We start from the raw sequence: 25,572 nt of genomic DNA on the forward strand, positions 1-25,572 counted from the left end.
TGAACACCCTGCTGATGCCGGGTGTGTGGTCCCCATGTGCAACCTAAGACAAATCTGCGGCGCAATCATTAAGCTTCGGTTGTTGCCCACAACGTACAGCGGAAGCTTGCGCTTGATTTCCTGATTTGAAAACGGGAACGGTTAGCTCACCGTATTTGTACGTGCCCTTTGCGCCGTGCGGGTATTTCGCTGAAGCCGATCAACCGTTCGACGGTAAAGTGGACGGAAGAGGACAGGAGCCAAGCCGAACTACTGGCGTTCCCAACCAAACATGCAGGAAGAAACTCGGGTGGAAATCAATGGCACTCATCAAATCGATCGAGACCGGACTCTATCGGATCCCGCTGACGGTTACCCTCTCCGACAGCACACACGGCGAAATCGCAGCCTTCGAATTGGTGACATGCCGGGTTCGCGATTCGGATGGGTCTGAAGGCACGGGCTATACCTACACCGTCGGCCGTAATGGCGGCGCGATTGCAGACATTCTCAGGCGGGAGATCCCCGAACTGGTTGAGGGCCGGCAAGCCGACGACACCGAAGCCATCTGGCATCACGTCTGGTGGGGCCTGCATTATGGCGGGCGCGGCGGACCGCCCGTGCTTGCGCTCTCGGCGCTCGATATCGCCCTGTGGGACCTGAAGGCGCGCCGCGCCGGTCTGCCGCTGTTCCGTCTGCTCGGTGGCTTCGACGCCCGCGTGCCCTGTTACGCCGGCGGCATCGACCTCGATCTTTCCGTCGAAGCGCTTCTCAAGCAAACCGACGATAATCTTGCCAAGGGCTTTCGCGCCATCAAGATGAAGGTCGGCCGCCCGGATCTCGCCTCCGACGTCGCGCGCGTGCAGGCGATGCGCAAACATCTTGGCAGCGGCTTTCCCCTGATGGCGGATGCCAACATGAAATGGACGGTCGAGGAAGCTATCCGCGCCGCCCGCGCCTTGCAGCCCTGCGACCTCACCTGGCTCGAGGAGCCGATCATTCCCGATGACGTTGCCGGTCATGCCCGCATCATGGCGGCCGGCGGCGTGCCGATCGCGGCCGGCGAGAACCTGCGCTCGCTCTGGGAGTTCAAGAACTATATCGCGGCTGGCGCGGTGTCCTATCCCGAGCCCGACGTCACCAATTGCGGCGGCGTCACGGCCTTCATGAAGATCGCGCGGCTCGCAGAAGCATTCAATCTGCCGGTCACCAGCCACGGCGCACACGACGTCACGGTCCACCTTCTCGCGGCCTGTCCAAATCGTTCCTATCTCGAGGCGCACGGATTCGGACTCGATCGATATATCGAGCATCCGCTCGTCCTCGAGCAAGGCATGGCGCTCGCGCCAATGCGGCCCGGTCATGGCATCACCTTCGACTGGAAGGGATTGGCGCAGCTCGCGCGATAGTCGGAACGGCTTCGCCACCGCAGATCATTCCTCACCGCAGGATTGCCACCGCGTGGATTACAAAGGCCCGACAACTCCAGGGCGTCACGTTCACAAATTTCATGTCGCATGGCCGCAACACCGGCACGGTTCCTGCTCCGGAACAGCAATTATGACTCCAGTATCTACGCTGCGTAGATCAGTATCCCCTCATAGCACGGCGGATCGAAACGTTTTTATTACCGACTTATTGGGCCTCAAAGGTCGCAGTGCGAAAATGCCTGCGACCTTTTTCCCTCGATTTCAGAGGAAGAATAGGAATTCAAATGCCCCATTCCATTTTTGCCCGCGATGGCGCGAGCCGCATCGTTCTGAAGCGGGAAAGTCGCGAGGCTGCCGAAAAGAAAGCACGCGAGCTGACTGATCTGGGTTGGTTCGACGTTCGGATTGAAGACGAAGTGCGAATTGAAGAAAGCGGAGCTCTCAGGGGAGCAGCTTCGCGAGCCGGATGAAAGCGGCGGAGCTCTATATTCTCAATCCGCGGCTACGCGTCACTTCGCCCCGGCCTTCTCCAGAATCGCAACCATCTCGCGATAGAGGCGGCTTCGCGCGAGCTTGAGCGGCGTCGATCCGCTGCCATCGGGAATATTGACGTCGGCGCCAGCGTCGACCAAAAGCGCGCAAGGTCTCGGTGTGGTTCTTGCCGCCATCGCCGAGCACGATCGATTCGATCAGCGCGGTCCATTGCAGACGACCTGCGCCGACGCCGGCAGAACGGCCAGCAGCGCGACAAGAAGAGCGGCGAGGAAATGCATCAAGAAGCTCCGGCCACAGGCCATCAGAAAACATAGCAGCGGTGGCACGGCGCACAAACCGCCTCGGCGTCAGCCGTGTCACGATCTGCGTTTGAGGACGTAGCTGTCCATGATCCAGCCATGCCGTTCGCGCGCCTCCTGCCGCGCAGCGACGATGCGAGGACCCACCGCGGCGAGCTCACCGGACATGATGATTTGATCGGGCATACCGAGATAGGCGCCCCACCAGATATGTAGTCCTTCGGGGGTCAACGACTGGAAAGCCGCGCCGCCGTCGAGCATTACCACCACGGTATTCGTGCCGGCCGGCCAGCCACCTTCGCGCAACTGCCGGCCTGTCGTGACCAGGAAGGGCTCGCCGATGTCGTTCAGCGGCAGCGCATGCGCCGCGCACAGCGCCTGGATCGATGTGATGCCCGGAAAGACCTCGATCGCCGGCAACGGATCAAGCCGTCGTGCGATCCGCAGGCTGGAATCGTAGAGCGACGGGTCGCCCCAGATCAGCAGCGCAACGCGCCCGGTGCTTCCAAGATGGCCTGCGATCGCTTGCGACCAGGTCGCGGCGACAGCATCGTGCCAGTCGTCTACACCTTTGCGGTAATCAGCCTCGCCGGCGTCGCGGGCCGGCAGATCGAACTCTGCGATGCGCGTCTTGTCGTTGGTGAGCACGTCGGCGCAGATCGTCCGCCGCAATTCCGCGAGATCGGATTTCGCGGTACCCTTGCGCGGGATAAGGACGAGATCGGCGCCGTTGACCGCGCGGATCGCGGCAAGCGTGAGCTGCGCGGGATCGCCGCAGCCGATGCCTATCAGGGAGAGCGTCAGCATGTCTTCAGCGAAGGGCGGCCGCAAACGACCGCCCCTCATGTTGTCGCTATGCTGCGTTGTGCAGGCGCGGGGTAACCAAGCCTTCGGCCGTGACGCCGCGCAATGACTTTGCCAGCGCGAGTACGGCGAGATCAGCCAGCGGCTCGATCACGATGACCAGCGCGTAAGACCCCGCAAAGGTCGCAATGTTGGCGAGGTTGGTGGCGCCGAAGCCCGCACCATAGATCGCCCAGAACGCAACCCACGCCACGATGCCGGACTGATAGGCGGTGGAAAGCGCCAGCGCCTGGCGATACTTCAAGTCAACATAGGCGGTGTTGTGGGGAATGACGCGCTGGGCCAGCGCCTGGATCGCGAACAGCGGCACCAGCAGCGTCGTCACGTTCATGCCGTATTGCGGCAGGTCGGTCGGCACGAAGAACAGACCTTGCAGCAGAAGACCGAACGCCAGTCCCAACGCGGCAGGTGCGGCACCGAACAGCAGGAATAGTGTGGAACCGAGGATGAAGTGCACCTCGGAGACGCCGACCCGGAAGTGCGGCAGGATCTCGAAAAACCAGAACACCAGCGCTGTGGTCGCAACCGTACGCACGACAAATGAAGCGACGCCCTGCTCACGCACGGCATCGGCCGCAAGCTTGAGCGCAACGCCGCCCGCCGCAATTCCCGTCGCATAGCTCAGCACGAGTTTTGCGCCCGTCACGATTTCCGGTTCGATATGCATGGCCTTACGTCCTTCCTGCCGTCACATCCGACGGCGTTGGTGTCAAAAATTGCCCCTTCTGCAGAGTACGCGTCAAGGGGCGAGCGAGACTCGGCGGCGGCGTCATGACGAAGGACTTCGCGCCAACGCGCCGAACAGGATGACGGCGGCCGTCGTCGCGGCGCCTCCTCGGGCAAGTTGCTCCGCAAGCTCTGAGATCGTCGTGCGAATGAGTCGCTCGTCGGCGCGTCCCAGGGATTCTGCAAAGAGCGCCGGCGTATTCGGCGCGAGCCCGTGCTCGATCAGCTTGGCGGCCAAAGCCGGGAATGTGCGCCGTCCCATATAGACGACCGTCGTCGCGTCCGGATCGGCGAGCGCCGCCCAGTTCAGGTTCGCGGGTAGCTCGCCCGTGACATCGGCGCCGGTCACGAACTGCACCCGGCGCGAGGTATGACGCCGGGTCAGGGGAATGCCGGCCTGTGCCGCAGCGACGCAGGCCGAGGTGACGCCCGGGATGACCTCATAGCCGATGCCTGCCGCGCGGAGCGCGTCGATCTCCTCTTCCAAACGGCCGAAGATGCCTGCGTCGCCCGATTTCAGCCGCACCACGCGCGCGCCGGTTCCTGCATAGTCGATGAGCAGCCGGTTGACATGCTGCTGCTTGGTCGAGGGGCGACCGGCGCGCTTGCCGACAGCGACCAGATTGGCGCCGGAGCGAGCAAGATCGAGGATCGCGCCGGAGGCCAGATCGTCATAGAGCACGACGTCGGCCTCGCGCAGCCGAGCGGCCCCTTTCACCGTCAGGAGTTCGGGATCGCCGGGACCAGCGGAAATGAAGGACACGAACCCGCTCACCGGTCCTCCGCGATCAGATGAAAGAACGTACCGGAGGTGTTATCGCGCCGCGAGCCCGTTTCTGCGACCACCGCGCCTGTCGCATCGCGTACCACCGCGAGCGGCGTATCGGGCTGCGCGATGATCGTCGAATAGTGAAACTCATGGCCGCGCAGCCGTGCGCCGGCCTTGTGCCCAGGTATCGGCGCAGCAAGCTCGGCAAGCCGGTAGCCGAGATGCATGCGACGCCGTGCAAAGCTCGTCTCAAGGCCAAGCAAGCCGACCATCTCGTGGCGTGCGCCGTCGGCATCGGTCAGGGCGGTGCCGAGCGCCATATAGCCCCCGCACTCGCCATGCACGGGACGCGTCCTGGCGAAGGCACGCAATGCGCTGCGAAACCGCGCGTTAGCCGCGATTCGGCCGGCGTGCAGCTCGGGATAGCCGCCGGGCAACCAGCACACATCGGCGCTCGCATCGGGCCCCTCATCGGCCAGCGGCGAGAACGGCGAGATCTCCGCGCCCGCCACGCGCCAGGCTTCCAGCATGTGCGGATAGACGAAGGAGAACGCCGCATCTCGCGCGAGCGCAATGCGCTGCCCAGGCGGAGAGACCTTCAACTCGCGTGCGGGCGTCGACGACGACCAGGCGCCAGCCGATCGCAGCACGGCATCGAGATCGATGTGCTCGCTGACGAAGCGCGCAGCCTCGGCGATCAAGCCGCTCACCTCCGCCTGCTCTTCCGCCTGCACCAGGCCAAGATGCCGCTTCGGCAAGGTAATCTCGGCATGGCGGGGAAGCGCACCGAACACAGCAATGCCGGCGTCCATCATCGCTCGCCGCACGAGGTCCTCATGTCGCGGGCTCGCGACGCGATTGAGGACCACGCCGGCAAGCCGGACGCCCGCGCGGAAATCGCGCAGTCCGGCGGCGATCGCCGCGGCTGTCTGCGCCTGGCCGGATGGATCGATCACGAGCAGCACCGGCCAACCCATCATCTCCGCAATGTCGGCTGTTGCACCGGTGCCTGTGACACCGCGCGCGGCGACGCCATCGAACAGACCCATCGAGCCCTCGGCGACCACGATATCCGCATCCGCTCCGCGGCCGATCAGGCGCGCGATCGTCTCGCGATCCATGGCCCAGCTATCGACGTTGACGGAGGTGCGCCCGGTTGCTGCCGCGTGAAAGGCCGGATCGATATAGTCGGGGCCGCTCTTGAGGCACTGCACGGTCAGCCCGCTGTCGCACCAGGCGCGCGCGAGCGCCAGCGTCAGCGTCGTCTTGCCGACCCCGGATGCGGGCGCCGAGATGACGAGACCTGCGGCCATCACGATGCCTCCGGAAAGCGCGGTGCCGCTCCGACCGGCCGGTAGCGGCGGTCATAATCAACAGCATAAAGGCGGCTCTCGGCAAACTGCTCCGCGCCCAACGTTTTGCCGACCAGAATGAGTGCAGTCCGCTCGAGCTCGGTGCCGGTGGCCGCGTCGACCGTTGCAAGTGTGGCGCGCACGATGCGCTGATCCGGCCAGCTCGCCCGCCAGACGATCGCGACCGGGCAGCTGGCGCCGTAATGCGGCGTAAGCTCCGCGATGACCTTGTCGAGCAGATGGATCGACAGATGGATGGCGAGCACGGCGCCGGTCGCGGCAAAGGCAGCAAGCTGCTCGCCCTCCGGCATCGCGCTCGCCCGGCCTGGTGAGCGCGTCAGCACGACGGATTGGGCAAGGCCCGGCAGCGTGAGCTCGGCCTCAAGCGCTGCGGCTGCGGCTGAGAAGGCCGGCACGCCCGGCGTGACAGTGTAGGAAATGCCAAGCGCGCGCAGGCGGCGCAACTGCTCGCCCATCGCCGACCAGATCGAGAGATCGCCGGAATGCAGCCGTGCCACGTCCTTGCCTTCCGCATGCGCGGCAGCGATCTCGGCGATGATCCCGCCGAGCGACAGCGGCGCCGTGTTGACGATCCGCGCGCCGGGCGGGCAATGCGCAAGCACGCCTTCCGGCACGAGCGACCCGGCATAGAGACAAACCGGACAAGCCGCGATCAGGTCACGTCCGCGCAAAGTGAGCAGATCGGCGGCACCTGGGCCGGCGCCAATGAAGTGCACCGTCATTCGCCCTCTCCTTCGGCAATCGCCGCGGTGGCTGTTCGATCCTGCGAGACCGTTCGTGTCGAGATCAGGCGCGCGTGGCGCCCAGCCGCTGCGAGCGCGGCGGCTTCGGCGACCGAACCCGTGCCGAATCTTGCCTTGACGAACTCCGACTTGGTCAGCGTTGCAATACCAGCCAGTACCTCAGCCGGAACGGACTTGATGGGCACGCCGAGTTCACGCGCCAGGAGTTTCAGCGCGTCCGATTCCACCTTGTCGCTCACCGTCGCGACCGCAGCGATGCCCTCGCGGCCGCCGGCGGCGACGAGCGCCTCGCGCAGCGAGGCAAGCGTAACGTCGCGCCTGAATCCCAAACCGGCCACCCTCATCTGACCGCACTCCATTGCACGACCGGTCGCGCCGCCTCCCAGGATCGGTACCGACCCAGTGGAGCGGCATGAGCAATCTCCACGCGTATTAGCTCGCCGCCGTGGCGTTGATGAAGGTCCGCGAGAAGCGCCTCGGTCTCCAGCGTCACGGCATGCGCCACCAATCGCGTGCCTGTCTCCAAGCGCGACCAGACGGCATCGAACATCGCCGTGTTGAGGCCGCCACCGATAAACACTGCGTCCGGCGCATCAAAGCCCGAAAGGATGTCAGGCGCCGTTCCCTCCTTGACAGTGATCCGATGCGTCAGGCCAAAGGCCGCTGCATTGCTCCGAATGTTTGCAACACGATCTTCGCGTGCCTCGATCGCAATCGCCGTTCCCCCGCACAAGGCCCATTCGACCGAGATCGAACCGGAGCCTGCGCCGATGTCCCACAATCGTTCGCCAGGCCGCGGCGCAAGCACCGAAAGCGCAAGCGCGCGCATCGGCCGTTTGGTGATCTGGCCGTCGTGCGCAAGGCGATCATCCGAGAGACCAGGGCTGCGCGCGATCCCCTGCGATCCCCTCGCCTCCAGCGCAACCGCTACGAGACCGTCGCCGGGCTCGGCCGCGTAACTGTCGGCGCGATGCAGCCTGACGCGTTCGCGCGGGCCGCCAAGGGCCGAGAGGCTCCAGATCGTTGACTGACCCCAGCCGTGGTCCGTCAGCCATGTTGCGAGCTCGCCGCCCGCCTTGCCGTCCCGCACCAGGCAAATAACCTGCGCGCCACGCGTCAGATGCGGCACCAGCCGTTCGAAAGGCGCGGCGTGGAGTCCGAGACAGACGACGGATTCCAGGCGCCAGCCCAACCGCGCCGCCACGAGTGAGAATGTCGAAGGTGCGGAATGGGCGATCCACTCGCCTGCCTCGAGCTTCTCAGCAAGAGTTCCGCCGACGCCGTGCCAGAACGGATCGCCAGACGCGAGCACCGCTGTCGGACGACCGCGACAGCTCAGCACGCTGTCCGCATCGAACGGCACGGACCACGGACGGCCGCGGTTGCCAACGCCCGCAAGCGCGAGATGGCGTTCGCCGCCAAAGACGACTTCGGCCTGGGCAAGCGCCTTTCGGCTTGCCTCGGAGAGCCCAGCAAGGCCATCTTCGCCGATACCGATGATGGTCAACCAGGGATTAGCCATGATGCGCGCCCTCATTCTGGGCGGAACCGCCGACGCCAATCTGCTCGCGGACAACGTTTCGCGCGCAGGACTTGACGCGATCTACTCCTACGGCGGTCGCACCCGTGCACCCTCGAACCAGCCGCTGCCGACCCGTATCGGCGGCTTTGGCGGCGCGAGTGGCCTTGCCGACTACATCCGTCGCGAGGGTATCACGCATGTGGTTGATGCAACGCATCCGTTCGCCGCCGAGATGAGCCGCAACGCGACTGCGGCATGCGCAGAAACCGGAACGCCGCTGATTGCGCTCGAACGCGCACCATGGGCCAGAACGTCCAACGACAACTGGATCGAGGTTGCCGATATTGCCTCTGCCGTGGCGGCTTTGCCAGAACACCGCGCCCGCGTGTTTCTCGCAATCGGGCGGCAACATATCGCGCCCTTCGGTGCGAGGCCGCAGCACGCCTACACATTGAGGTTCGTCGATCCGCCCGAGGGCGCGCTTCCGTTCGATGCGGACGTGATCGTGTCGCGCGGGCCGTTCACCCTCGACGGCGAACTGGAGATGATGCAAGTGCGCGGCATCGAATGGATCGTCGCCCGCAATTCCGGGGGAAGTGGTGCCCACGCCAAGATCGATGCCGCGCGCGCGCTCGGTCTTCCCGTCATCATGGTCGCGCGCCCGCAATTGCCCAAACGATTGCGGGTAGAAAGCGTCGCCGAAGTCATGCAATGGCTCGGTCATCGTGCCTGCCTCGGTGCATAGACCCAGCGGCCGACGCGGCGTGTCGCCGAATTGCCGACAATCACGAGCGTCCGCATGTCGGCCATCTCGGACCGAGCGTCACGCAGCCTGACCGTCTCGATCCGCTCGTCTGGCGCGCTGACTGCTCGCGCGAATACAACGATGCGTTCGCCGCAACCCGCTTCGCTCAAGATGTCCAGCGCGCGCCCAAAACCCTCGGGACGGCTGGCCGAGCGCGGGTTATACATCGCGATTGCAAAGTCGGCTTCGGCGGCAAGCCGCAGGCGCTTCTCGATCACCGGCCACGGCTTGAGGTTGTCGGAGAGATTGATCGCGCAGAAATCATGGCCGAGCGGCGCGCCAGCGCGCGCGGCCGCGGCCAGCATTGCGGTCACGCCAGGCAGAACGCGGATGGAAAGCCCCTGCCATTGCGGCTTCTCCTCGAGCGCCTCGAACACGGCCGACGCCATGGCAAAAACGCCGGGATCGCCGGACGACACCACAACGACATGATGGCCTTCGGATGCGAGCCGCAAGGCTTCGCTCGCGCGCTGCAACTCGCCGCGGTTATCGGAAGGGTGCAGCGTCAGCCCGTCACACGGGCGCACGCGCGCGACATAGGGTGCATAGCCCACGATATCGGTGGCAGCCGCAAGCGCGGATGTGACTTCCGGCGTGACCAGTGCGTCGTCGCCCGGCCCAAGTCCAGCTATGGTCAGCGTGCCCGTCATTCGGCTGATACCAAGCGCCGCCCATGCCCATGCACCAGCACGATCGCGAAGTAGGGACAGTCCGCTTCGTCGACATCGATCAGTCGCGCGACGCGCTCGCCCGGCATGGTCCCGCGCTCGACCAGCCACGCGTCTGCCAGACGGCCGGCGGAGGCAAGCGCGCGACGCACCTTTGTCAGGTTGCGTCCGGTTTTCATGATGATAAGCGCGTCGGAACTGTGCATCCGCCGCTCCAGTTCATCCTCGGCCAGCGTGCCCATCAAGACGGTCGTCACGTCGTCGCCAAGGGCGATCGGCTGGCCGACAGAATTCCAGCAGCCCGCCATGCCGGGAATGCCGGCGATCACCTCGATCTCGGCTCGTCCCTGCAAGCGTGCGTGCAGATGCATAAAGGACCCGTAGAAGTGGGGATCGCCCTCGCAGAGCACGACGACATCGACGGCGCAGGCTATCCGTGCCAGACGCTCCGCCCATTCGTCATAGAAGCCCGAGAGCAGACGGACATAGTCCGGGCTGTCGAAGGCGATCTCCGTCGTAACCGGATATTCCATCGGATATTCCGCTACATCCGCGGCCAGCATCCCCTCGACGATGCGGCGCGCCTGGCCGGGCCGTCCCTTCTTGCGGAAGTAGGCGACGTGCTTTGCCGCGCGCACCTCGCGGTCGGCGCGCACGCTCATCAAGTCCGGATCGCCTGGCCCGAGGCCGCAGCAGATGATACGCCCCATCGCTATTCGCTCCGGCTCGCCAGCGCATTCACGGCGGCAACTGTGATCGCCGAGCCGCCGAGGCGACCCTCGACCGTCAGCGCCGGCACGGGCGGATCGGCCATCAACGCGGCCTTTGATTCAGCCGCGCCTACGAAACCAACGGGGCAACCAATGATCGCCGCCGGCCTCGGGCAATCGCGGTCCTCCAGCATGTTGAGGAGATGAAACAGCGCGGTCGGCGCATTGCCGATCGCGACGATCGCGCCCTCAAGGTGCGGCCGCCACAGCTCCAGCGCCGCGGCGGAACGAGTATTGCGCATGGACTGCGCGAGCGCGGGAACGGCGGCATCGCCGAGCGTGCAGATGACCGCGTTGCCGGCCGGCAGTCGCGCACGCGTAATTCCCTCCGACACCATCCGTGCATCGCAGAGAATCGGCGCGCCGTTCTCAAGGGCGGAGCGCGCGGTCCCGGCCATGCCGGGCGTGAAGTGGATATGCGCTTCGAGACCCACCATGCCGACAGCGTGGATCATGCGCACGGCCACCGGCTCTTCGTCGGCCGAGAAGCGGCCAAGATCTGCCTCTGCCCGGATGGTGGCAAAGGATTGCCGGTAGATCGCCGCGCCGTCGGTCTCATAGACGTGCGGCATCAGTGTGCTCCCGCCACGATCGACGGGTCTTTGACGATGCTCGCACCGCGCAGGCCGCGCCTGATCGGCATATCGCGCGTCGAGCCGTCACGGACGAGATCAAATCCTTCGCTGGTCGCAACCAGCGTGATCGACGCCGGGCCGGAATGGGCGCAGCCCTTGGCGCAACCGGAGACATGAAGCCGGGCGTCTGCGGCGATGCGGGGGGCGAGCGCTGTCGCCAGCGCGCGCGTATCGGCATGCGCCTCCCGACAGCGCGGAGCACCGCTGCAAGCGATCACGCGAAGCGCCGGGTCATCGGCTTGTGTGATGACGTCCTCGCGGCGAGGCATCTCGCGCAAACCCTCCACCAGCACCATCCGACACGGCGTCATGCGAAGCGCCTGCCCGTAACCGGCGAGATGGCGAAGCGCCGAATGGGTCAGTTGTCCGAACGTCGCGCCGACCAGTGCACCCTGCGGATAAAGGCCGGGCAGCGGCGCGACCGTCGCGGCTGCGGGTCTGGCATGGCCGCGCAGCGCTTCGGGCAGCCGCGCGCCGGCACGAAGATGGGCCGCCATCCGCCCTCGCCCGCCCTTGGCTCCGCCCGACGCCACGAACCATTCGGCGATCGCAAGTGCGACATCGACCACTTCCGTCCGCGTGACGGAGCGACCAAGTCCTGCACCGTCGGCGCGCACGGTGAGCTTGCCATCAGGATCGCGCTCGATGCGCACATCAGCCGACGCTGTCGTGAGCACGCGCTCCTTCCCGTCATCAACCGCAAAGCCAAACTTGGTCGGAAGATCGAGAGAGCTGCCGGCGAGAGCCCGCTCGAGTTCGATCGCAAGCGAACATGTATCATCGCCGGCGCGCCAGAACGGCGTCACCAGAATGTTGCGCCGCGATTCGGTCTCTGAATCAGGATCGAGCAACCCCAGGAGCATGAGCCCGTCGAGCAGAGGCAAATGACCGTCATGGCTCACGCCACGGATCTGGAGATTGGCACGGCTGGTCAGGTCGATCAGGCCGTTGCCGTAGCGTTCGGCCAGATCAGCAAGGCCAGCCGCCTGCCCTGCATCGAGCCGCCCGCCAAAGGGCCGCACGCGAACCACCAGCCCATCGCCTGATAGCATCGGCCGCAAGGCGCCAGGGCACGAGCCCTTGATCGCAACCGCGCTCATGATGCCTCCCGCAGCGCGGCCGCAATCGAATTGCGGCGCGTCTTCCAGAGCGACGCCTCATGCAAGCGGGTGAAGCAGGTCTCCATCGCGGCGAGCGCTGCCGGATTCTCGCACGCCATGAAGGCGCGGACATCGTCGTTGCCCAGCGTCGCATCGTAATAGAGATCGAAGAGATGCGGCGGCACGGCATCAGCAAGATGTGCAAAGGTGGCCATGTGCTCGAGCGTCGCGGTGATTTCGGCTGCACCACGAAAGCCGTGGCGCATCATGCCCACGATCCAGGCCGGATAGGCAGCGCGCGCACGCACCACGCGTGATATCTCCTCGGTCAATCTGCGCGCACGCGGCTGATCGGGACGCGTGGCATCGAGATGATAGAGCTCCACCGCGTTGCCGAGCCGCGCCGCGGCAGCCGCGATGCCCGCCTCATGCGCCGCATAGTCAGCAGCGAGCAGCAGGTCTGTCTCCGGCAGATCCTGGGTATGGACAAAGGCATCGGCGGCAGAGAGCCGTGCCTCGATGCCCGCGCGGTCGGGCTGCATCGCGCCATCGGACGAGAAGGCCCAGGACGATGCCGACAGCCAGGCCTCGCCGGCCGCATCGCGCGATTCCTGCGTGAAGACGGCAGGTATCGACGACAAGCCGACGCCATACTGCCCGGGACACGGCGCAAACACGCGTGACGCGCGATGACGATAAGGATTTTCGTCGCCCTCCTCCTCGCGCTCCGAGAGCGCTTGAGCCGCCGCCTCGAACAATTGCGCGAGACCCGAAAAGACGTCGCGGAACAAGCCGGATACGCGCAGCGTCACGTCGATGCGGGGACGGCCGAGCTCGGCCGGCGCGATGATGTCGTAACCCGTCACGCGGCCCGATCCGTGATCCCAGCGCGGCGCGACGCCCGCCAGATGCAGGGCCATCGCAAAATCCTCGCCCGCGGTGCGCATGGTCGAGGAACCCCAGAGATCGACGACGAGCCCCTTCGGCCAGTCGCCATGATCCTGCAAGTGACGGCGCAGCAATTCCTCGGCGAGCTTGATGCCTTGCGCATGCGCCGACGGCGTGGGTACGGCGCGGGGGTCGACGGCAAACAGATTGCGGCCCGTGGGCAACACGTCCTCGCGCCCGCGATATGGTGAGCCCGCCGGCCCCGGCGCAACGCGCCTGCCGGCAAGTGCCCCGAGCAGCGCCGCCTTCTCCCCCTCGCCGCAAGCGCCGCGGCCGAACACGTGCAGGCCGTCACCGTGCTGGCTTTCCTTGAGGTCGCAGACGAAGCGATCGATCAAAGGAATGGCTTCGGCTGGTCCAGCCGAAGCACCAAGACCCAGATCATCTTCCAGCCCGGCGGCACGCGCTTCATCGCGGATGGCCGCAATCAGGCGCTGGCGGCGCGCCGGATCAAGGCCGTCGGCCGTCGAATATTCATCGAGCAGTCGCTCGAGCTGGCGCAGGCCTTCAGGCACCGCAGCCTTCGCCAAAGGCGGCGGCAGATGTCCGATCGTGACCGCGCCGATCCGCCGTTTGGCCTGCGCCGCCTCGCCGGGGTCGTTGACGATGAAGGGATAGATCACCGGCACATCGCCGATCAGCGCATCCGGCCAGCACGCGGACGACAGTGCGACGGATTTGCCGGGCAGCCATTCGAGCGTGCCATGCGCGCCCATGTGGATGATGGCGTCGACCGCCTCGCGCTGGAGCCAGAGATAGAAGGCGACATAGGCATGACGCGGCGTGCGCGAGAGATCGTGATAGTCGGCATCGCGCTGACCGACCTCGCCGCGCTCCGGCTGGACCGCGATGATGGCCTTGCCGCAGCGGATCGCGGCGAAGCGAAACGCACCACCATGGCAACTCGGATCGTCCTCCGGCGCGCCCCAGGCGCGGGTGAGGTCATCCCGCAACTGGCGTGATAGGCCTGACAGCGCCGTACGGTACTCGGCGACGCTCCAGGTCAATTGCTTCCGCAACAGAATGTCGCCAAGCACGTCTGTCGCCTCGACATCGAAGCCGGCTTCGCCGAGATCGGAAAGCAGCGCCTCGACCGAGGCGAGCGCGTCGAGCCCGACCGCATGGGCGATCTGGTGCGGGCGGCCCGGGTAGTTCGAGAGCACGATCGCCAGCCGTTTCTCGCTGGCCGACTTGATCGCAAGCCGATGCCAGGCCGCGACCCGCGCAACGACGGCGCTCACGCGCTCGTCGTCGGCTCTGTGCGCAAGATGAGCGAATTGCAGATCGGGATCGAGCTTGCCCGGTGACTTGAAGCTCACGACGCCGGCGAACAACCGGCCATCGACCTCCGGCAAGACCACATGCATCGCGAGGTCACCTGGCGCGAGGCCGCGAAGCGATTCCGCCCAATCCTCGCGCCGGGCCGTGGACAAGGCGACCTGGAACACCGGACACGCAGCAGCATCGAATGGTGTCGTGCCGTCGTCGCCGATTGCCGAAAACGCGGTCGCGTTGACGATGGCCGCCGGAGGATGCTGCGCGAAATGCGCGCGCAACCAATCCGCGACGCCCGCCGCTTTCAGCGAGGTGACGAATGCGCCGTACGCCTCAAAGCCCTTCTGCCGCAGCGCCGCGATCAGCGCGTCGACCGGACCGGTGTCGGCCGCAGTGAGATAGGAGCGGTAGAAAGTGACCAGCGCACGCGGTCGCCCCTCGAATGTGGGTACTGCCACAACACCGCACGTGGGGTCGTAGAGTCCGACTTCGGGAATGTCGATCTCCCCGACGACAGGTCCCGCATAAAGGCCTGACGCCAGTGCAAGCTGCGCAATCGCCGCCTGCGCAGCAACCGGGCCGCCCTTGTCACAGAGAACCTTGAGTCGCCTGAGCGTTGAGACCGGCAGCGTGGAGAAAACTTCCAGCCGTTCATCGTCGCGACCATCGGCAGGCAGCACGGCAAGCGCGATGTTGCGATCCTTTGCCAACTGGTGCAGGGCAGCCAGCCCATACGACCAATAAGATTCTCCCCCGATCAGGCGGACCAGAATGCCCCGCGCCTGCAACAGCGTTCGCTCGACATAGGTGTCCACCGATAGCGGGTGACGCAGCTCAGCAAGATTGGCGAGCCTCAGAGACGGCAGGCTGGCGCGCCCGCGCCGCCAGCCCGACGCGAAGGCTGCAAGATCACTGTCCGAGAACGAGAGCACCACGAGATCGGCCGGGTCCTGGCCGATGTCTCTGGGCGTCGCGGTCTCCTCAAGGCCGCGGCTCTCGCGAAAAACGACGTGCATCAGATGCCTAGTCCCGCAATCCCAAGTCCTGCTCTGATCGCTGCTTCATCGATGTCGCCGTGTTCGCCGATCACAACCAGTCTTGATTGCCTCGCTCGCGTGCCCCACGGCTGATCGAATTGATGCCGCACGCGCTCGCCGACCGATTGCAGCAGCAGCCGCATCGGCTTGCCTTCGATCGCGATATAGCCCTTGGCGCGCAACACATTCTGCTCGCGCGCCAGGCGCTGGATCGAAACAACCAGCGCATCGATGTCCGTCACTTCCGGAAGATCGACGACAACGGAGGCAAAATCATTGTGCTCGTGCTCGTCCTCGCCGTCATGATGCGAGGGACGCGCGGCAAGATCGTCCTCGGCGGCTGCTTCGAGGCCGAGGATCACGCGCGCATCGACGGCGCCATCGACGACCGGCAGCATCGGCACACGGCGCGGCATCTCGGCCTCGATCGCAGCCTTTGCCGCTTCGAGCCCGGCCGAGCCGGCAAGGTCCGCTTTGGTCAGCAGCACGATGTCGGCGCAGGCGATCTGGTCCTCGAACACTTCCGAGAGCGGCGTCTCGTGATCGAGATTGTCATCGGCCGCGCGCTGCGCTCCCACGGCGTCCGGATCCGGCGCGAAGCGACCGGCAGCTACGGCCTCCGCGTCAGCCAGCGCGATTACGCCGTCAACCGTGATCCGCGAGCGGATCTCCGGCCAGTCGAACGCCTTGAGCAATGGTTTTGGCAAAGCCAGCCCTGATGTCTCGATCAGGATATGATCGGGCCTCACCTTGCGCGCGAGCAATTGCTCCATGGCTGGAATGAAATCGTCGGCCACGGTGCAGCAGATGCAGCCATTGGCGAGCTCAACGATGTTCTCCGCCGGACAATTGGCATCGGCACAGGATTTCAGGATCTCGCCATCGACGCCTTCGCTGCCGAACTCGTTGACGAGCACCGCGAGCTTCTTGCCGTTGGCGTTGGTGATCAGATGCCGGATCAGCGTCGTCTTGCCCGATCCGAGAAAGCCGGTGACGACGGTGACAGGGACCTTGGTGAGGGAGTTCATTCGGCGGCCTCCGGCACGATGGCAATGGGCGGAATGCGAGCGAGCGATTGCTTGCGGAAAATTTCGGGGCGGCTGCGCCACGGCACGATGCCATCGGGCGCCGCCACATAGGCAGATGCGCCGGCAATCACATCGCGCGCATTGGCGTCCGACAGACGGCCGTAGACATAGGACCATCGTCCCGGCGCGCTGAGCGCGACCGAGCAGCCCTGGCTGCACGCGGACAGACATTCGACGGGAACCACGCTGACACCTTCGGGCACGCCGGCGTCGAGAATGGCGGCATGCAGGCGCTTGCCGGGCGCGGTCTCGCCCTCGCTGAGCGTCTGGCCGGCACGGCAGGTAATGCAGACGTGAAGTATGACAGTCATCGCCCCTTCCAGGATAATCAGCGGGAGGCGATGAGGCGCGCGAACCCATCCGAAGGAAGGCTCGCTTCCCCGTCGCGGAACACCCCGTCCGCCGGTTTCTAACGTTGCGCTGGCAGGTCTCCCGGCTTGCGGAGCAGGATTTTGTCCTTCGATCCCCGCCTTCCCAACCCCATCAGGGATCAGTGGCTTTGGGCATCTCTCCGGTCACGGTCGCGGGGGCGGCTGCTTTTCGAACCCAAACCTCTCGATTTGAGCCCTATCGCATTCCCTCTTCGCCTGTCGTACGACAGGAACCAACGCAGGCGCACCATTTGCCTAAGCCCGCGACTTGTCAAGCCGAAGGACCACCGCAGATGATGTCTGAACAGGATGCAGCCGAGGACGATGACGTCGTCGCCTCCGAGGCCTCGGTCGACGCCCGCCATGCAACGAAAATGGCGAAGAAAAAGGTCGCCCGCGACAAGATCATGGCGACCAAGAGCGGCGAAAAGGGACTGATCATCGTCCACACAGGCGCGGGAAAGGGAAAATCATCCTCTGCCTTCGGAATGATCGTGCGATGTGTTGCGCATGGCTTTCCCTGCGCGGTCGTGCAGTTCATCAAGGGCGCCTGGGATACCGGCGAGCGCCGCCTGCTCACTGGTCACTTCGGCGAGCTCTGCCAGTTTCATGCGATGGGCGAAGGCTTTACCTGGGAAACGCAGGACCGCGCCCGCGACGTCGCCGCCGCAAAGGCGGGATGGGAGAAGGCGAAGCAACTGATTCTGGATCCCGGCTTGCGCATGGTCGTGCTTGACGAGATCAACATCGCGCTCCGCTACGACTATCTAGAGATCGCCGAGGTCGTCGAATTTCTGAAAGCCTCGAAGCCGCCGATGACGCATGTCGTTCTCACCGGCCGCAACGCAAAGGACGAGTTGATCGAGATCGCGGATCTCGTCACCGAGATGACGCTGGTGAAGCATCCCTTCCGATCCGGCATCAAGGCGCAGCCGGGCGTCGAGTTCTGAGGCCAATTCGATGGCGCGCGCGTTGATGATCCAGGGAGCGGGCTCGGACGTGGGCAAATCGCTCATCGTCGCAGGGCTCGCGCGCGCCGCGAGACGCCGTGGCCTGAGCGTGCTCCCGTTCAAGCCGCAGAACATGTCGAACAATGCGGCGGTGACGGTGGACGGTGGCGAGATCGGCCGCGCGCAGGCCTTGCAGGCCTTGGCTGCCGGCGTCGAGCCGCACACCGACATGAATCCCGTCTTGCTGAAGCCTGAAACTGATGTCGGCGCGCAGATCATCGTCCATGGCAAGCGCATCGCCACTGCGCGGGCACGCGAATATGCGAACCTGAAGCCGTCGCTCATGGGCGCGGTGCTCGAGAGTTTTGGGCGGCTGAAGGATCGTGCCGATCTCGTGCTCGTCGAAGGCGCCGGCAGCCCGGCCGAGGTCAATCTGCGCAAATCCGACATCGCCAATATGGGCTTTGCTAGGAAAGCCGACGTCCCGGTGGTGCTGATCGGCGACATCGACCGCGGCGGTGTCATTGCGCAGCTCGTCGGCATCAAGACCGTGATCGACGCGGAAGATGCTGCGATGATCCAGGGGTTCGTCATCAACAAGTTCCGCGGCGACCCCACGCTGTTTGACGACGGCTACCGCCTGATCGAAGCCAGGACATCCTGGCGCGGCTTTGGGGTGCTGCCCTACTTCACGCGCGCGACCGAGCTTCCGGCCGAGGATGCGTTGGGGCTCGGCGAGGCGCGCAAGCCCGGCCAATGCAAGATTGCGTTTCTTGCATTGTCGCGGATCGCCAATTTCGATGATCTCGATCCACTCAAGCTAGAGCCCGGTGTCGACCTCGTGATGGTCCGCCCAGGAGAAGCCGTTCCCGGCGACGCCAGGCTCGTGATCATTCCCGGCTCGAAATCGACGCGCGGCGATATCGCCTTCCTGCGCGCGCAGGGCTGGGACATCGATCTCCTCGCACATCGCCGCCGCGGCGGCCACGTGCTCGGCGTCTGCGGCGGCTACCAGATGCTCGGGCGCAGCGTCGCCGATCCCGAGGGGATCGAAGGACCGGCGGGCGAAACCGAAGGCCTCGGGCTTCTGGATGTGACGACGGTGATGACCGGGGAAAAGACGCTCACCCGCGTCACCGCGCAGCACGTCGCGACCAGACAACCGATCGATGCCTATGAGATCCATATCGGGCGAACCGATGGGCCTGATCGCGCGCGTCCGTTCGCTCTGCTCGATGGAGCGCCGGAAGGCGCGGTCTCACGCGATGGACGCGTATATGGCAGCTATCTGCACGGTCTGTTTGCGTCCGACGATTTCCGCGGCTCGTTTCTCAGACAGCTGGACATTTCGGTGACGGATCAGCCATACCGTGGAAGAGTGGAGAACGCGCTCGACGCGCTTGCTGATCACATCGAGGCTCATCTCGATGTCGACGGGCTGCTCGGCCTCGCGCGTTGAGGGATCAGCGCGAGAGAGCGCCGGCCAGGCGCGCCCATTCGGCCTCGTCGCCTGGCAGGCCCAGCCGCATCCATCCCGGCTGTTGTTCGAAGACGCGCGACCAGATGCGCGCACCGGCGAGCCGCTCCTGCGCGGCGCGGGCGTTCTCCGTCTCAAAGAGACGGAACAGCGGCGTGCCGCCGACAAGACGCCATCCTCGCAATTTCGCTTCGGCATCGAGCCGCGGGCAATCGCCGTCGAGACGAATCGCAGTCGCCTTGGCCCAATCGCGATCGAGCAAGGCGCGCCGTCCGACCGCAATCGCGGCACCGGAAACCGGCCATGGGCCCGCCATCACAGATAGCGCAGCGATGTCCCCTTCCCCCGCCGAGCACGAAGCCAAGACGCAAGCCCGCGAGACCATAGAATTTTCCGAACGAGCGCAGAATCAGGAGACCTGGTCGTCCCGCCTCCGCTGCCAGCGACAATTCGGGCGTGGCGTCGGCAAAACTTTCGTCGATGACAAGACGACCGACGCACGGCAACAGCGCGAGCAGCTCAGCCTTGTCATGGCGTCGGCCGTCGGGGTTGTTGGGATTGACGACCACGGCGAGGTCGGCTCCGGCCAGGGCGCCAAGACTGGAGACTTCGGCAGCGTCCCAACCGGCAGCCGATAGAACTGCAGCGTATTCATTGTAAGTCGGCGCGAGAACGCGGGCTCGGCCACGTGGCTCAAGCCGCGGCAAGAGCTGGATGGCCGCTTGCGCACCGGCTAAAGCCAGAATTGGCGCACCGGTTGCATAGGCCTGCCGCGCGGCTTCGTGCAGGGATTCGATATCGGAATGCGACGGCAGCGCGCTCCAGTGCCGCTGCCCAATCTCGCCGACCGGATAGGGCTGCCGATTGATGCCCGTCGACAGATCGATCCAGTCCTGCACGCAGCCGCCGAAACGCTGCACCGCCTGATCAAGATTGCCACCGTGCTCGCGCATCGCTTGCCTCGTCATGCCAAAGCCAAGGCCACGAGCGAAGCACCGAGCAGCGCCATCGCGCGGATGTAGAGCCACAGGCCCTGCGAGATATCGGCAGCAAGGGGATCGCATGCCCGCTCGTTCAACCAAGGTTCTTCGGTCATGCTGCCATGATAGCTGCGCGGCCCGCTCAACCGTACGCCGAGCGCGCCGGCCATGGCGGCCTCCGGCCAGCCAGCATTGATCGAACGGTGGCGGTTCGCGTCCCGCACCATGCAGGACAGCGCCTTCGAGAAGCGCGCGGAGACCAGCCCGAAGAGGAAGCCTGTCAAACGCGCGGGGATGAAGTTGGCGACATCATCGATGCGCGCAGCCGCCCAGCCGAAATACAGATGACGTTCGGAACGATGACCAATCATGGAATCCAGCGTATTGATGGCCTTGTAGCCAAAAATTCCCGGCAGGCCGAACAGCGCGCCCCAGAACACCGGCGCTACGATGCCATCGGACGCGTTTTCGGCGAGACTCTCGATGGCTGCCCGCGCGATTCCCGCTTCATCAAGCGTTGTGGGGTCGCGCCCCACGATCTGCGCGACCGCGAGACGCGCGGCATCGATATCGCCCGATTGCAGCGGCTGCGCCACCGCAGCGACATGATCATAAAGCGAGCGGAGCGCGACCATAGGCCATGCCAGGATTCCGAGGATCATGGCGCTGCCCCATCCCGGAGACAGCACGGCCTGCACGATCCAGCCCAATGCAACGCACAGCCCGATCACCGATAGCGCGGCGGCGACGCCTGCGATGCGGCGGATAGCCGGCGCGGCGGCGGGTCGGTTCCAGTTGCGGTCGAGGAGGCTGATCAGCCGGCCAATCCAGGTCACGGGGTGTCCGATGCGCGCAAACAGCGCGCCGGGCCACCCCAGCAAGGCGTCCACCGTCATCGCCACCGCCATTGCCCCGGCAAAACTCACACCACCTCTCCTGTCACGCCTGCCCTGATGCGCAAGAATTGCGGTGAAGCGCAAGCCCCTCTGGTGAGAATTCGGCTTTGTCTTTGCCGGCGATTGATGGTTAGTGCGAGGTCCGAACGGAGAATTCGATGGCGATTGTGTTGATCACGGGAGGCGCACGTTCCGGGAAAAGCCGGCGCGCCGAGTCGCGCGCACACGCCTATCCCGGCCGGCCCGTCTACATCGCAACCGCCGAAGCGCTCGATGCCGAGATGGAGGAGCGGATCGCCCGTCACCGCGCGCGCCGCGGAAACGACTGGATCGAGCGCGAGGTCCCGCTCGATCTCGTGCAGGCGCTGACCGACACGGACGGCGGCGGCGCCCGGCTCGTCGATTGCCTGACGCTGTGGCTGTCAAACCTCCTTCACGCCGGACGCAATTGGTCAGAGGAAGCCGCCCTGTTGACTGCCGCGCTCGGCAGACAACGCAGCCCTGTCATTCTGGTGACCAACGAGGTCGGCCTCGGGATCGTGCCCGACAATGCGCTGGCGCGCAGCTTTCGCGATGCGGCCGGTCTGCTAAACCAGAACGTCGCCGCAGTCGCCGATGAGGTCGAGTTCGTGGTGGCGGGATTGCCGATGAAGGTCAAGTGATGTTTCAGGTCGCGCAACTCCGCAGCATTCTCGCCGATTTGAGGATCGGCATTTCTTTCGCCACGGTTCTTCCCTTCGGTCCGGCCAACGCTTTGGACGATGGCGAGGCTACACGCGCAAAGCTTGCCGAGACCGCCATCCTGCTGATGGCAGCATCCCTCCTTCACTCCAGCCCGCAACTCTGATGGTCGCCTTCGACGATCAATTTCGTCACCAATTGCGCGAGCTCTTCATCTGGCGGCGCGACGTGCGGCGATTCCGAACCGATCCGCTTCCTGATGGCGCGCTTGAGCGGCTCATTGACATCGCCTGCCTGTCGCCATCGGTCGGGCTGAGCCAGCCCTGGCGGTTCGTCATCGTTCAGGACGCGGCAAGACGCAGCGCCGTGGTCGAAGACTACAAGGCCTGCAACGCAGATGCCTTGGCATCGTATTCAGGTGAGCGCGCGACGCAATATGCAACGCTCAAACTCTCTGGCCTAGTGGAGGCGCCGGGACATCTGGCTGTCTTTGCGGACAAGGCGAGTGACATCGGCCACGGCCTTGGACGTATGACGATGACGGAAACGATTGAGTATTCGGTCGTCGCAGCGATCTGCTCGATGTGGCTTGCCGCGCGTGCTGAGGGCTTCGGGCTCGGTTGGGTGTCGATTCTCAACCCGGCTCGCATCCACGCGATCCTCGATGTGCCGGAATCCTGGCGATTCATCGGATATTTCTGCATCGGGTACCCCCAGGCAGAGTTCGATCGACCTGAACTTGAGAGAGCTAACTGGGAATATCGACGGGCGCCGAAGGAATTTACGATTCGACGCTAGTCGCAGGAGCCTTGCATAGAGTCGTGTCAGCGAACATGGGCGGACGACCGCAATACCTGTCTCTCACCCATCAAGGGCGCTTGTGTATCATGACATCTGAATCGCCTCTCCATGGTCGCGGCGCTCGCGCGCGAATAGGTATCCGTGCGTGGTGAGGCAAAATTCGGGTGCGCTCGCAAGCGATAAGCACAAATAACTCCAGCCGAGTTTTGAGTCGGTCGCGTGGTGCATCACGACTTGAATGCGGTGGCGCTCCCGCGTTGGACAGAATGCCGCCCTCTGGGCGTTCGTGGTTGACAGCTCTTTCCAAATAAACTTAGGGTCACTACGATGGTTCTCCTTCGGGCGATCAAAAGGGAATACGGTGCGGGGATCTCCCCAACGCCGTGGCTGTCCCCGCAACTGTAAGTGGTGAGCCTTCGCCAAACGCCACTGGGCCAACAGGCCTGGGAAGGCGGCGACAGGCAACGACCCACGAGCCAGGAGACCTGCCGTCAGTCGTGGTCACACGCGAGCACATTGGGCGGGGTGTCCTGGTGGGTGTTGAGCCGTCGTCTCCTTGAGGCAGCGGCCAGACTGCGTTCGCGGTGACGTGCCACGTTATCGCGAGTAATGTTGATGACCTCCCGTACTATCCTCCCGCCGCGGCACCACCGCGCGTTTCTCAGTTCTATTGCATTCTCCTGCCTTCTTTTGCCCGCCGAAGGCTGGGCACAATCCGGAAAGCCGAGCCAGACGCTCGACCCCGTGGTGGTGCAGCCGTCGGCGACGCCGCCGCGCGCCCGCAGCACCAAACGCGGCACTGCGACGCACAACGCGCGTTCACGCCAGCAGCGCAACGTAGCAGCCAACACCGGCGCACCGGTCGCCACGCCGACCGGTCCTGTCTTCGCCGCGCCGACGCTCAACCTCACCGGCACGAGCACCGCCGGCAGCCGACTCGGCCTGACGCGGCTGCAGACGCCGGCCAGCGTGGAGGTGATCTCGGCGGAAACCATCGCCGAGCGCGGCCAGCAGAATATCCTCGACGCGGTGACGCAAAACGCCACCGGCTTCACGGCAAGCCCCGCACCGGGCAATGGCGGCGTCTCGTTCAATACCCGCGGCTTCACCGGCCTCGGGTCCGTGATGACGTTGTATGACGGCACCCAGCTTTATATCGGCGCCGGCACTGTGACCTTCCCGTTCGACACCTGGTCGACCGAGCGCATCGAGGTGCTGCGCGGCCCTGCGTCGGTGATGTACGGCGCGGGCGCGGTCGGCGGCGCCATCAACGTGGTTTCGAAACTACCGTTGTGGGTCCCTCGCAACCAGGCCGAGCTCTCGCTAGACAGCAACATGACGCGGCGAATTGCGGTGGACAGCGGCGGCCCGGTCAACAAGGACGTCGCTTATCGCATCACCGCCTCCGGCAATATGTCGGACGGCTGGGTCGATCGCGACAACACTTCAAATGTCGCACTTCATGCCGTGGTCCAGATCAGACAGAACGAAGACGTCACCTGGACTCTGTCTACAGATTACGGCGACCGCAACCCGTCGCGCTATTTCGGCACGCCGCTGATCAACGGCAGGCTCGATGAGTCGCTACGCTTCAAAAATTACAACGTCAGCGACAGCCACATCCGCTACCAGGACAGTTGGAATCAGGTGAAGACCGAATGGCAGGTCGCCGATGGCATCTCGATCCAGAACACGCTTTACTATCTGAACTCCAAGCGACACTGGAAGGACGTCGAAAGTTACGCCTATAACCCCGCCACCGGCCTGATCAATCGCAGCAGCGACATCGAGATCTTTCACGATCAGCAGCAGTTCGGCAACCGCATGGATGCGAAATTCCGCGGGCATATCTTTGGCATGGTCAATGAGTTCCTCGCAGGCTTCGACGTCAACAGCATCAATTTCACCCATACCAACAATTCGCCCTTTGGCGGCTCGTCGTCCGTCAACCCGTTCAACTTCGTTCCGGGCATATTCAACAGCCCGAACGCCACGGTTCCCGGCTTTGGCAGCGTGACCAACCAATACGCGCTATTCGCCGAGAACAGGCTGTCGGTCACCGAGCAACTCTCCCTGATTGCCGGCATCCGTCAGGATGGGCCGACAATCACACGCACCGACTATGTCATACCCGGCAACAGCTTCGAAAAATCGTTCTCCTCGACGACCTGGCGTGCGGGTGCGGTCTATACTCCTGTCAAGGACCTGGCTTTCTATGGCCAATATTCCACCTCAGTCGATCCGGTCGGAGGCCTCATCTCGCTGTCATCCGCAAACAAGAATTTCGACCTGGCTACCGGCAAGCAGATCGAGATCGGCGTCAAGCAATCGTTCTGGGGCGGCCGCGGCGAATGGACTCTGGCCGGCTATGAGATCGTGAAGAACAACCTGCTCGCACGCGATCCCAACATTCCATCGCTGACCGTTCAGGTCGGCCAGCAATCGTCGCGCGGTGTCGAGGCATCGGTCGGCCTCCTGCTCGATTACGGTTGGCGAATCGATGCCAACACCGCCTTCCTACGCGCGAAGTATGACGACTTCGTGCAGGCGGTCGGCAACGGAAGCGTGAATTATGCCGGCAACGTGCCTGTCAATGTGCCGCAGAACGTCTCCAACATCTGGGCGACCTGGGCCTTTGCACCGAACTGGTCGGCCAATGCGGGCGTCCAGATCGTCGGCAAGACCTACGCGGACAATGCCAACACCATGACGCGTCCGGCCTACAACATTGTCAATGCCGGCGTGCAGTGGAAGCCCGACCTCAACACCACCGTGTCGTTCCGCGTCTACAATCTTTTCGATGAGGTTTACACGACGTCGGGCGGCACCACTCAGTGGCTGCTCGGCATGCCGCGCACGGCTCAGCTCGCGGTCAACGTGAAGTTCTGAG

Annotated in this window: 26 protein-coding genes, 1 pseudogene and 2 riboswitches; of the genes and pseudogenes, 10 read left to right on the top strand and 17 right to left on the bottom strand. The window is 64.6% G+C overall.

Features of this window, described 5'->3' with window-relative positions:
- Positions 1-299: 299 nt before the first annotated feature.
- Together V1283_RS25415 and V1283_RS25420 are read left to right on the top strand one after the other, a co-directional pair.
- Positions 300-1,388 carry a mandelate racemase/muconate lactonizing enzyme family protein gene (locus tag V1283_RS25415; RefSeq protein ID WP_334389256.1) on the top strand — a complete coding sequence of 363 codons (1,089 nt, stop codon included), beginning with the start codon at positions 300-302 and terminating at the stop codon, positions 1,386-1,388.
- A gap of 305 nt (positions 1,389-1,693) precedes the next feature.
- Positions 1,694-1,879: a hypothetical protein gene (locus V1283_RS25420; protein WP_334389257.1), complete on the top strand. Its 186-nt coding sequence runs from the start codon at positions 1,694-1,696 to the stop codon at positions 1,877-1,879.
- Between the two features lie 39 nt (positions 1,880-1,918).
- Here V1283_RS25420 and V1283_RS25425 read toward each other — a convergent pair whose 3' ends face one another.
- From V1283_RS25425 to cbiE, 8 genes are all read right to left on the bottom strand, one after another.
- Entirely contained in the window at positions 1,919-2,077 is a 159-nt protein-coding gene (locus V1283_RS25425) for an ankryin (RefSeq protein ID WP_334389258.1), read from the bottom strand.
- A 183-nt stretch (positions 2,078-2,260) separates the two neighbouring features.
- Entirely contained in the window at positions 2,261-3,010 is a 750-nt protein-coding gene (gene cobF / locus V1283_RS25430; protein ID WP_334389260.1) for a precorrin-6A synthase (deacetylating), read from the bottom strand.
- A 46-nt stretch (positions 3,011-3,056) separates the two neighbouring features.
- Positions 3,057-3,734 (bottom strand): energy-coupling factor ABC transporter permease, encoded by a 678-nt coding sequence (locus tag V1283_RS25435; RefSeq protein WP_334389261.1) that lies wholly within the window; start codon positions 3,732-3,734, stop codon positions 3,057-3,059.
- A 102-nt stretch (positions 3,735-3,836) separates the two neighbouring features.
- Positions 3,837-4,568, bottom strand: a complete 732-nt coding sequence (gene cobA, locus V1283_RS25440) for a uroporphyrinogen-III C-methyltransferase (protein WP_334389262.1) — start codon at positions 4,566-4,568, stop codon at positions 3,837-3,839.
- Positions 4,565-5,875 carry a cobyrinate a,c-diamide synthase gene (locus tag V1283_RS25445; protein WP_334389263.1) on the bottom strand — a complete coding sequence of 437 codons (1,311 nt, stop codon included), beginning with the start codon at positions 5,873-5,875 and terminating at the stop codon, positions 4,565-4,567. Before V1283_RS25445 ends, cobA begins: the two co-directional genes overlap by 4 nt.
- Entirely contained in the window at positions 5,875-6,657 is a 783-nt protein-coding gene (cobM, locus tag V1283_RS25450) for a precorrin-4 C(11)-methyltransferase (protein ID WP_334389264.1), read from the bottom strand. Before cobM ends, V1283_RS25445 begins: the two co-directional genes overlap by 1 nt.
- Complete coding sequence (locus V1283_RS25455; protein ID WP_334389265.1) at positions 6,654-7,022, bottom strand: cobalamin biosynthesis protein; 369 nt, start codon at positions 7,020-7,022, stop codon at positions 6,654-6,656. The genes cobM and V1283_RS25455 overlap by 4 nt, the downstream gene beginning before the upstream one ends.
- Complete coding sequence (gene cbiE / locus V1283_RS25460) at positions 7,019-8,200, bottom strand: precorrin-6y C5,15-methyltransferase (decarboxylating) subunit CbiE (RefSeq protein ID WP_334389266.1); 1,182 nt, start codon at positions 8,198-8,200, stop codon at positions 7,019-7,021. Before cbiE ends, V1283_RS25455 begins: the two co-directional genes overlap by 4 nt.
- Between cbiE and V1283_RS25465 the strand changes: the two genes are divergently transcribed.
- A complete protein-coding gene (locus V1283_RS25465) occupies positions 8,199-8,945 on the top strand; it encodes a cobalt-precorrin-6A reductase (protein ID WP_334389268.1) in 747 nt (248 codons plus the stop codon). The two genes, cbiE and V1283_RS25465, sit on opposite strands and share 2 nt — an antisense overlap.
- Here the strand turns inward: V1283_RS25465 and cobJ are convergent.
- Genes cobJ through V1283_RS25500 form a run of 7 tightly spaced genes read right to left on the bottom strand, consistent with a single transcriptional unit; the run spans position 8,921 to position 16,837 of the window.
- Positions 8,921-9,655, bottom strand: coding sequence for a precorrin-3B C(17)-methyltransferase (cobJ, locus tag V1283_RS25470; protein ID WP_334389270.1), 735 nt, complete (start codon positions 9,653-9,655; stop codon positions 8,921-8,923). The genes V1283_RS25465 and cobJ overlap by 25 nt on opposite strands.
- Positions 9,652-10,383 carry a precorrin-2 C(20)-methyltransferase gene (locus tag V1283_RS25475; protein WP_334389271.1) on the bottom strand — a complete coding sequence of 244 codons (732 nt, stop codon included), beginning with the start codon at positions 10,381-10,383 and terminating at the stop codon, positions 9,652-9,654. The genes cobJ and V1283_RS25475 overlap by 4 nt, the downstream gene beginning before the upstream one ends.
- A 2-nt stretch (positions 10,384-10,385) precedes the next feature.
- Positions 10,386-11,015, bottom strand: a complete 630-nt coding sequence (locus V1283_RS25480) for a precorrin-8X methylmutase (protein WP_334389272.1) — start codon at positions 11,013-11,015, stop codon at positions 10,386-10,388.
- Positions 11,015-12,178 (bottom strand): precorrin-3B synthase, encoded by a 1,164-nt coding sequence (cobG, locus tag V1283_RS25485; RefSeq protein ID WP_334389273.1) that lies wholly within the window; start codon positions 12,176-12,178, stop codon positions 11,015-11,017. Before cobG ends, V1283_RS25480 begins: the two co-directional genes overlap by 1 nt.
- Positions 12,175-15,417: a cobaltochelatase subunit CobN gene (gene cobN / locus V1283_RS25490; protein ID WP_334389274.1), complete on the bottom strand. Its 3,243-nt coding sequence runs from the start codon at positions 15,415-15,417 to the stop codon at positions 12,175-12,177. Before cobN ends, cobG begins: the two co-directional genes overlap by 4 nt.
- Positions 15,417-16,466 carry a cobalamin biosynthesis protein CobW gene (gene cobW / locus V1283_RS25495; RefSeq protein ID WP_334389275.1) on the bottom strand — a complete coding sequence of 350 codons (1,050 nt, stop codon included), beginning with the start codon at positions 16,464-16,466 and terminating at the stop codon, positions 15,417-15,419. Before cobW ends, cobN begins: the two co-directional genes overlap by 1 nt.
- Entirely contained in the window at positions 16,463-16,837 is a 375-nt protein-coding gene (locus V1283_RS25500) for a DUF1636 domain-containing protein (RefSeq protein WP_334389277.1), read from the bottom strand. Before V1283_RS25500 ends, cobW begins: the two co-directional genes overlap by 4 nt.
- Positions 16,838-16,931: 94 nt before the next feature.
- A riboswitch (cobalamin riboswitch) is annotated at positions 16,932-17,150 on the bottom strand.
- Between the two features lie 43 nt (positions 17,151-17,193).
- Here V1283_RS25500 and cobO point away from each other — a divergent pair.
- Complete coding sequence (cobO, locus tag V1283_RS25505) at positions 17,194-17,847, top strand: cob(I)yrinic acid a,c-diamide adenosyltransferase (RefSeq protein WP_334393170.1); 654 nt, start codon at positions 17,194-17,196, stop codon at positions 17,845-17,847.
- Between the two features lie 10 nt (positions 17,848-17,857).
- Entirely contained in the window at positions 17,858-19,306 is a 1,449-nt protein-coding gene (locus V1283_RS25510; protein WP_334389279.1) for a cobyric acid synthase, read from the top strand.
- Positions 19,307-19,310: 4 nt separating this feature from the next.
- Here the strand turns inward: V1283_RS25510 and cobD are convergent.
- Positions 19,311-20,223: pseudogene (gene cobD, locus V1283_RS25515) on the bottom strand (threonine-phosphate decarboxylase CobD).
- Here cobD and V1283_RS25520 point away from each other — a divergent pair.
- On the top strand, positions 20,128-20,346 hold the full coding sequence (locus tag V1283_RS25520; protein ID WP_334393414.1) for a hypothetical protein: 219 nt from the start codon (positions 20,128-20,130) through the stop codon (positions 20,344-20,346). The pseudogene cobD and the gene V1283_RS25520 overlap by 96 nt on opposite strands.
- Here the strand turns inward: V1283_RS25520 and cbiB are convergent.
- Entirely contained in the window at positions 20,289-21,230 is a 942-nt protein-coding gene (cbiB, locus tag V1283_RS25525) for an adenosylcobinamide-phosphate synthase CbiB (protein WP_334389280.1), read from the bottom strand. The genes V1283_RS25520 and cbiB overlap by 58 nt on opposite strands.
- Positions 21,231-21,358: 128 nt before the next feature.
- On the opposite strand from cbiB, the gene cobU reads away from it, so the two are divergent.
- The 4 genes from cobU to V1283_RS25545 all read left to right on the top strand — a co-directional run bounded on the left by cobU (position 21,359) and on the right by V1283_RS25545 (position 25,571).
- Complete coding sequence (cobU, locus tag V1283_RS25530; RefSeq protein WP_334389281.1) at positions 21,359-21,862, top strand: bifunctional adenosylcobinamide kinase/adenosylcobinamide-phosphate guanylyltransferase; 504 nt, start codon at positions 21,359-21,361, stop codon at positions 21,860-21,862.
- Positions 21,862-22,047 carry a hypothetical protein gene (locus V1283_RS25535; protein WP_334389282.1) on the top strand — a complete coding sequence of 62 codons (186 nt, stop codon included), beginning with the start codon at positions 21,862-21,864 and terminating at the stop codon, positions 22,045-22,047. Before cobU ends, V1283_RS25535 begins: the two co-directional genes overlap by 1 nt.
- The gene (bluB, locus tag V1283_RS25540) at positions 22,047-22,679 is read left to right on the top strand and encodes a 5,6-dimethylbenzimidazole synthase (protein ID WP_334389283.1); all 633 of its coding nucleotides are present in this window, start codon (positions 22,047-22,049) and stop codon (positions 22,677-22,679) included. Before V1283_RS25535 ends, bluB begins: the two co-directional genes overlap by 1 nt.
- Positions 22,680-22,993: 314 nt before the next feature.
- Positions 22,994-23,189: riboswitch (cobalamin riboswitch) on the top strand.
- A 108-nt stretch (positions 23,190-23,297) separates the two neighbouring features.
- A complete protein-coding gene (locus V1283_RS25545) occupies positions 23,298-25,571 on the top strand; it encodes a TonB-dependent receptor (protein WP_334389284.1) in 2,274 nt (757 codons plus the stop codon).
- Position 25,572 lies beyond the last annotated feature (1 nt).

It is taken from the genome of Bradyrhizobium sp. AZCC 2262 (assembly GCF_036924535.1).
Classification (GTDB): Bacteria; Pseudomonadota; Alphaproteobacteria; order Rhizobiales; family Xanthobacteraceae; genus Bradyrhizobium.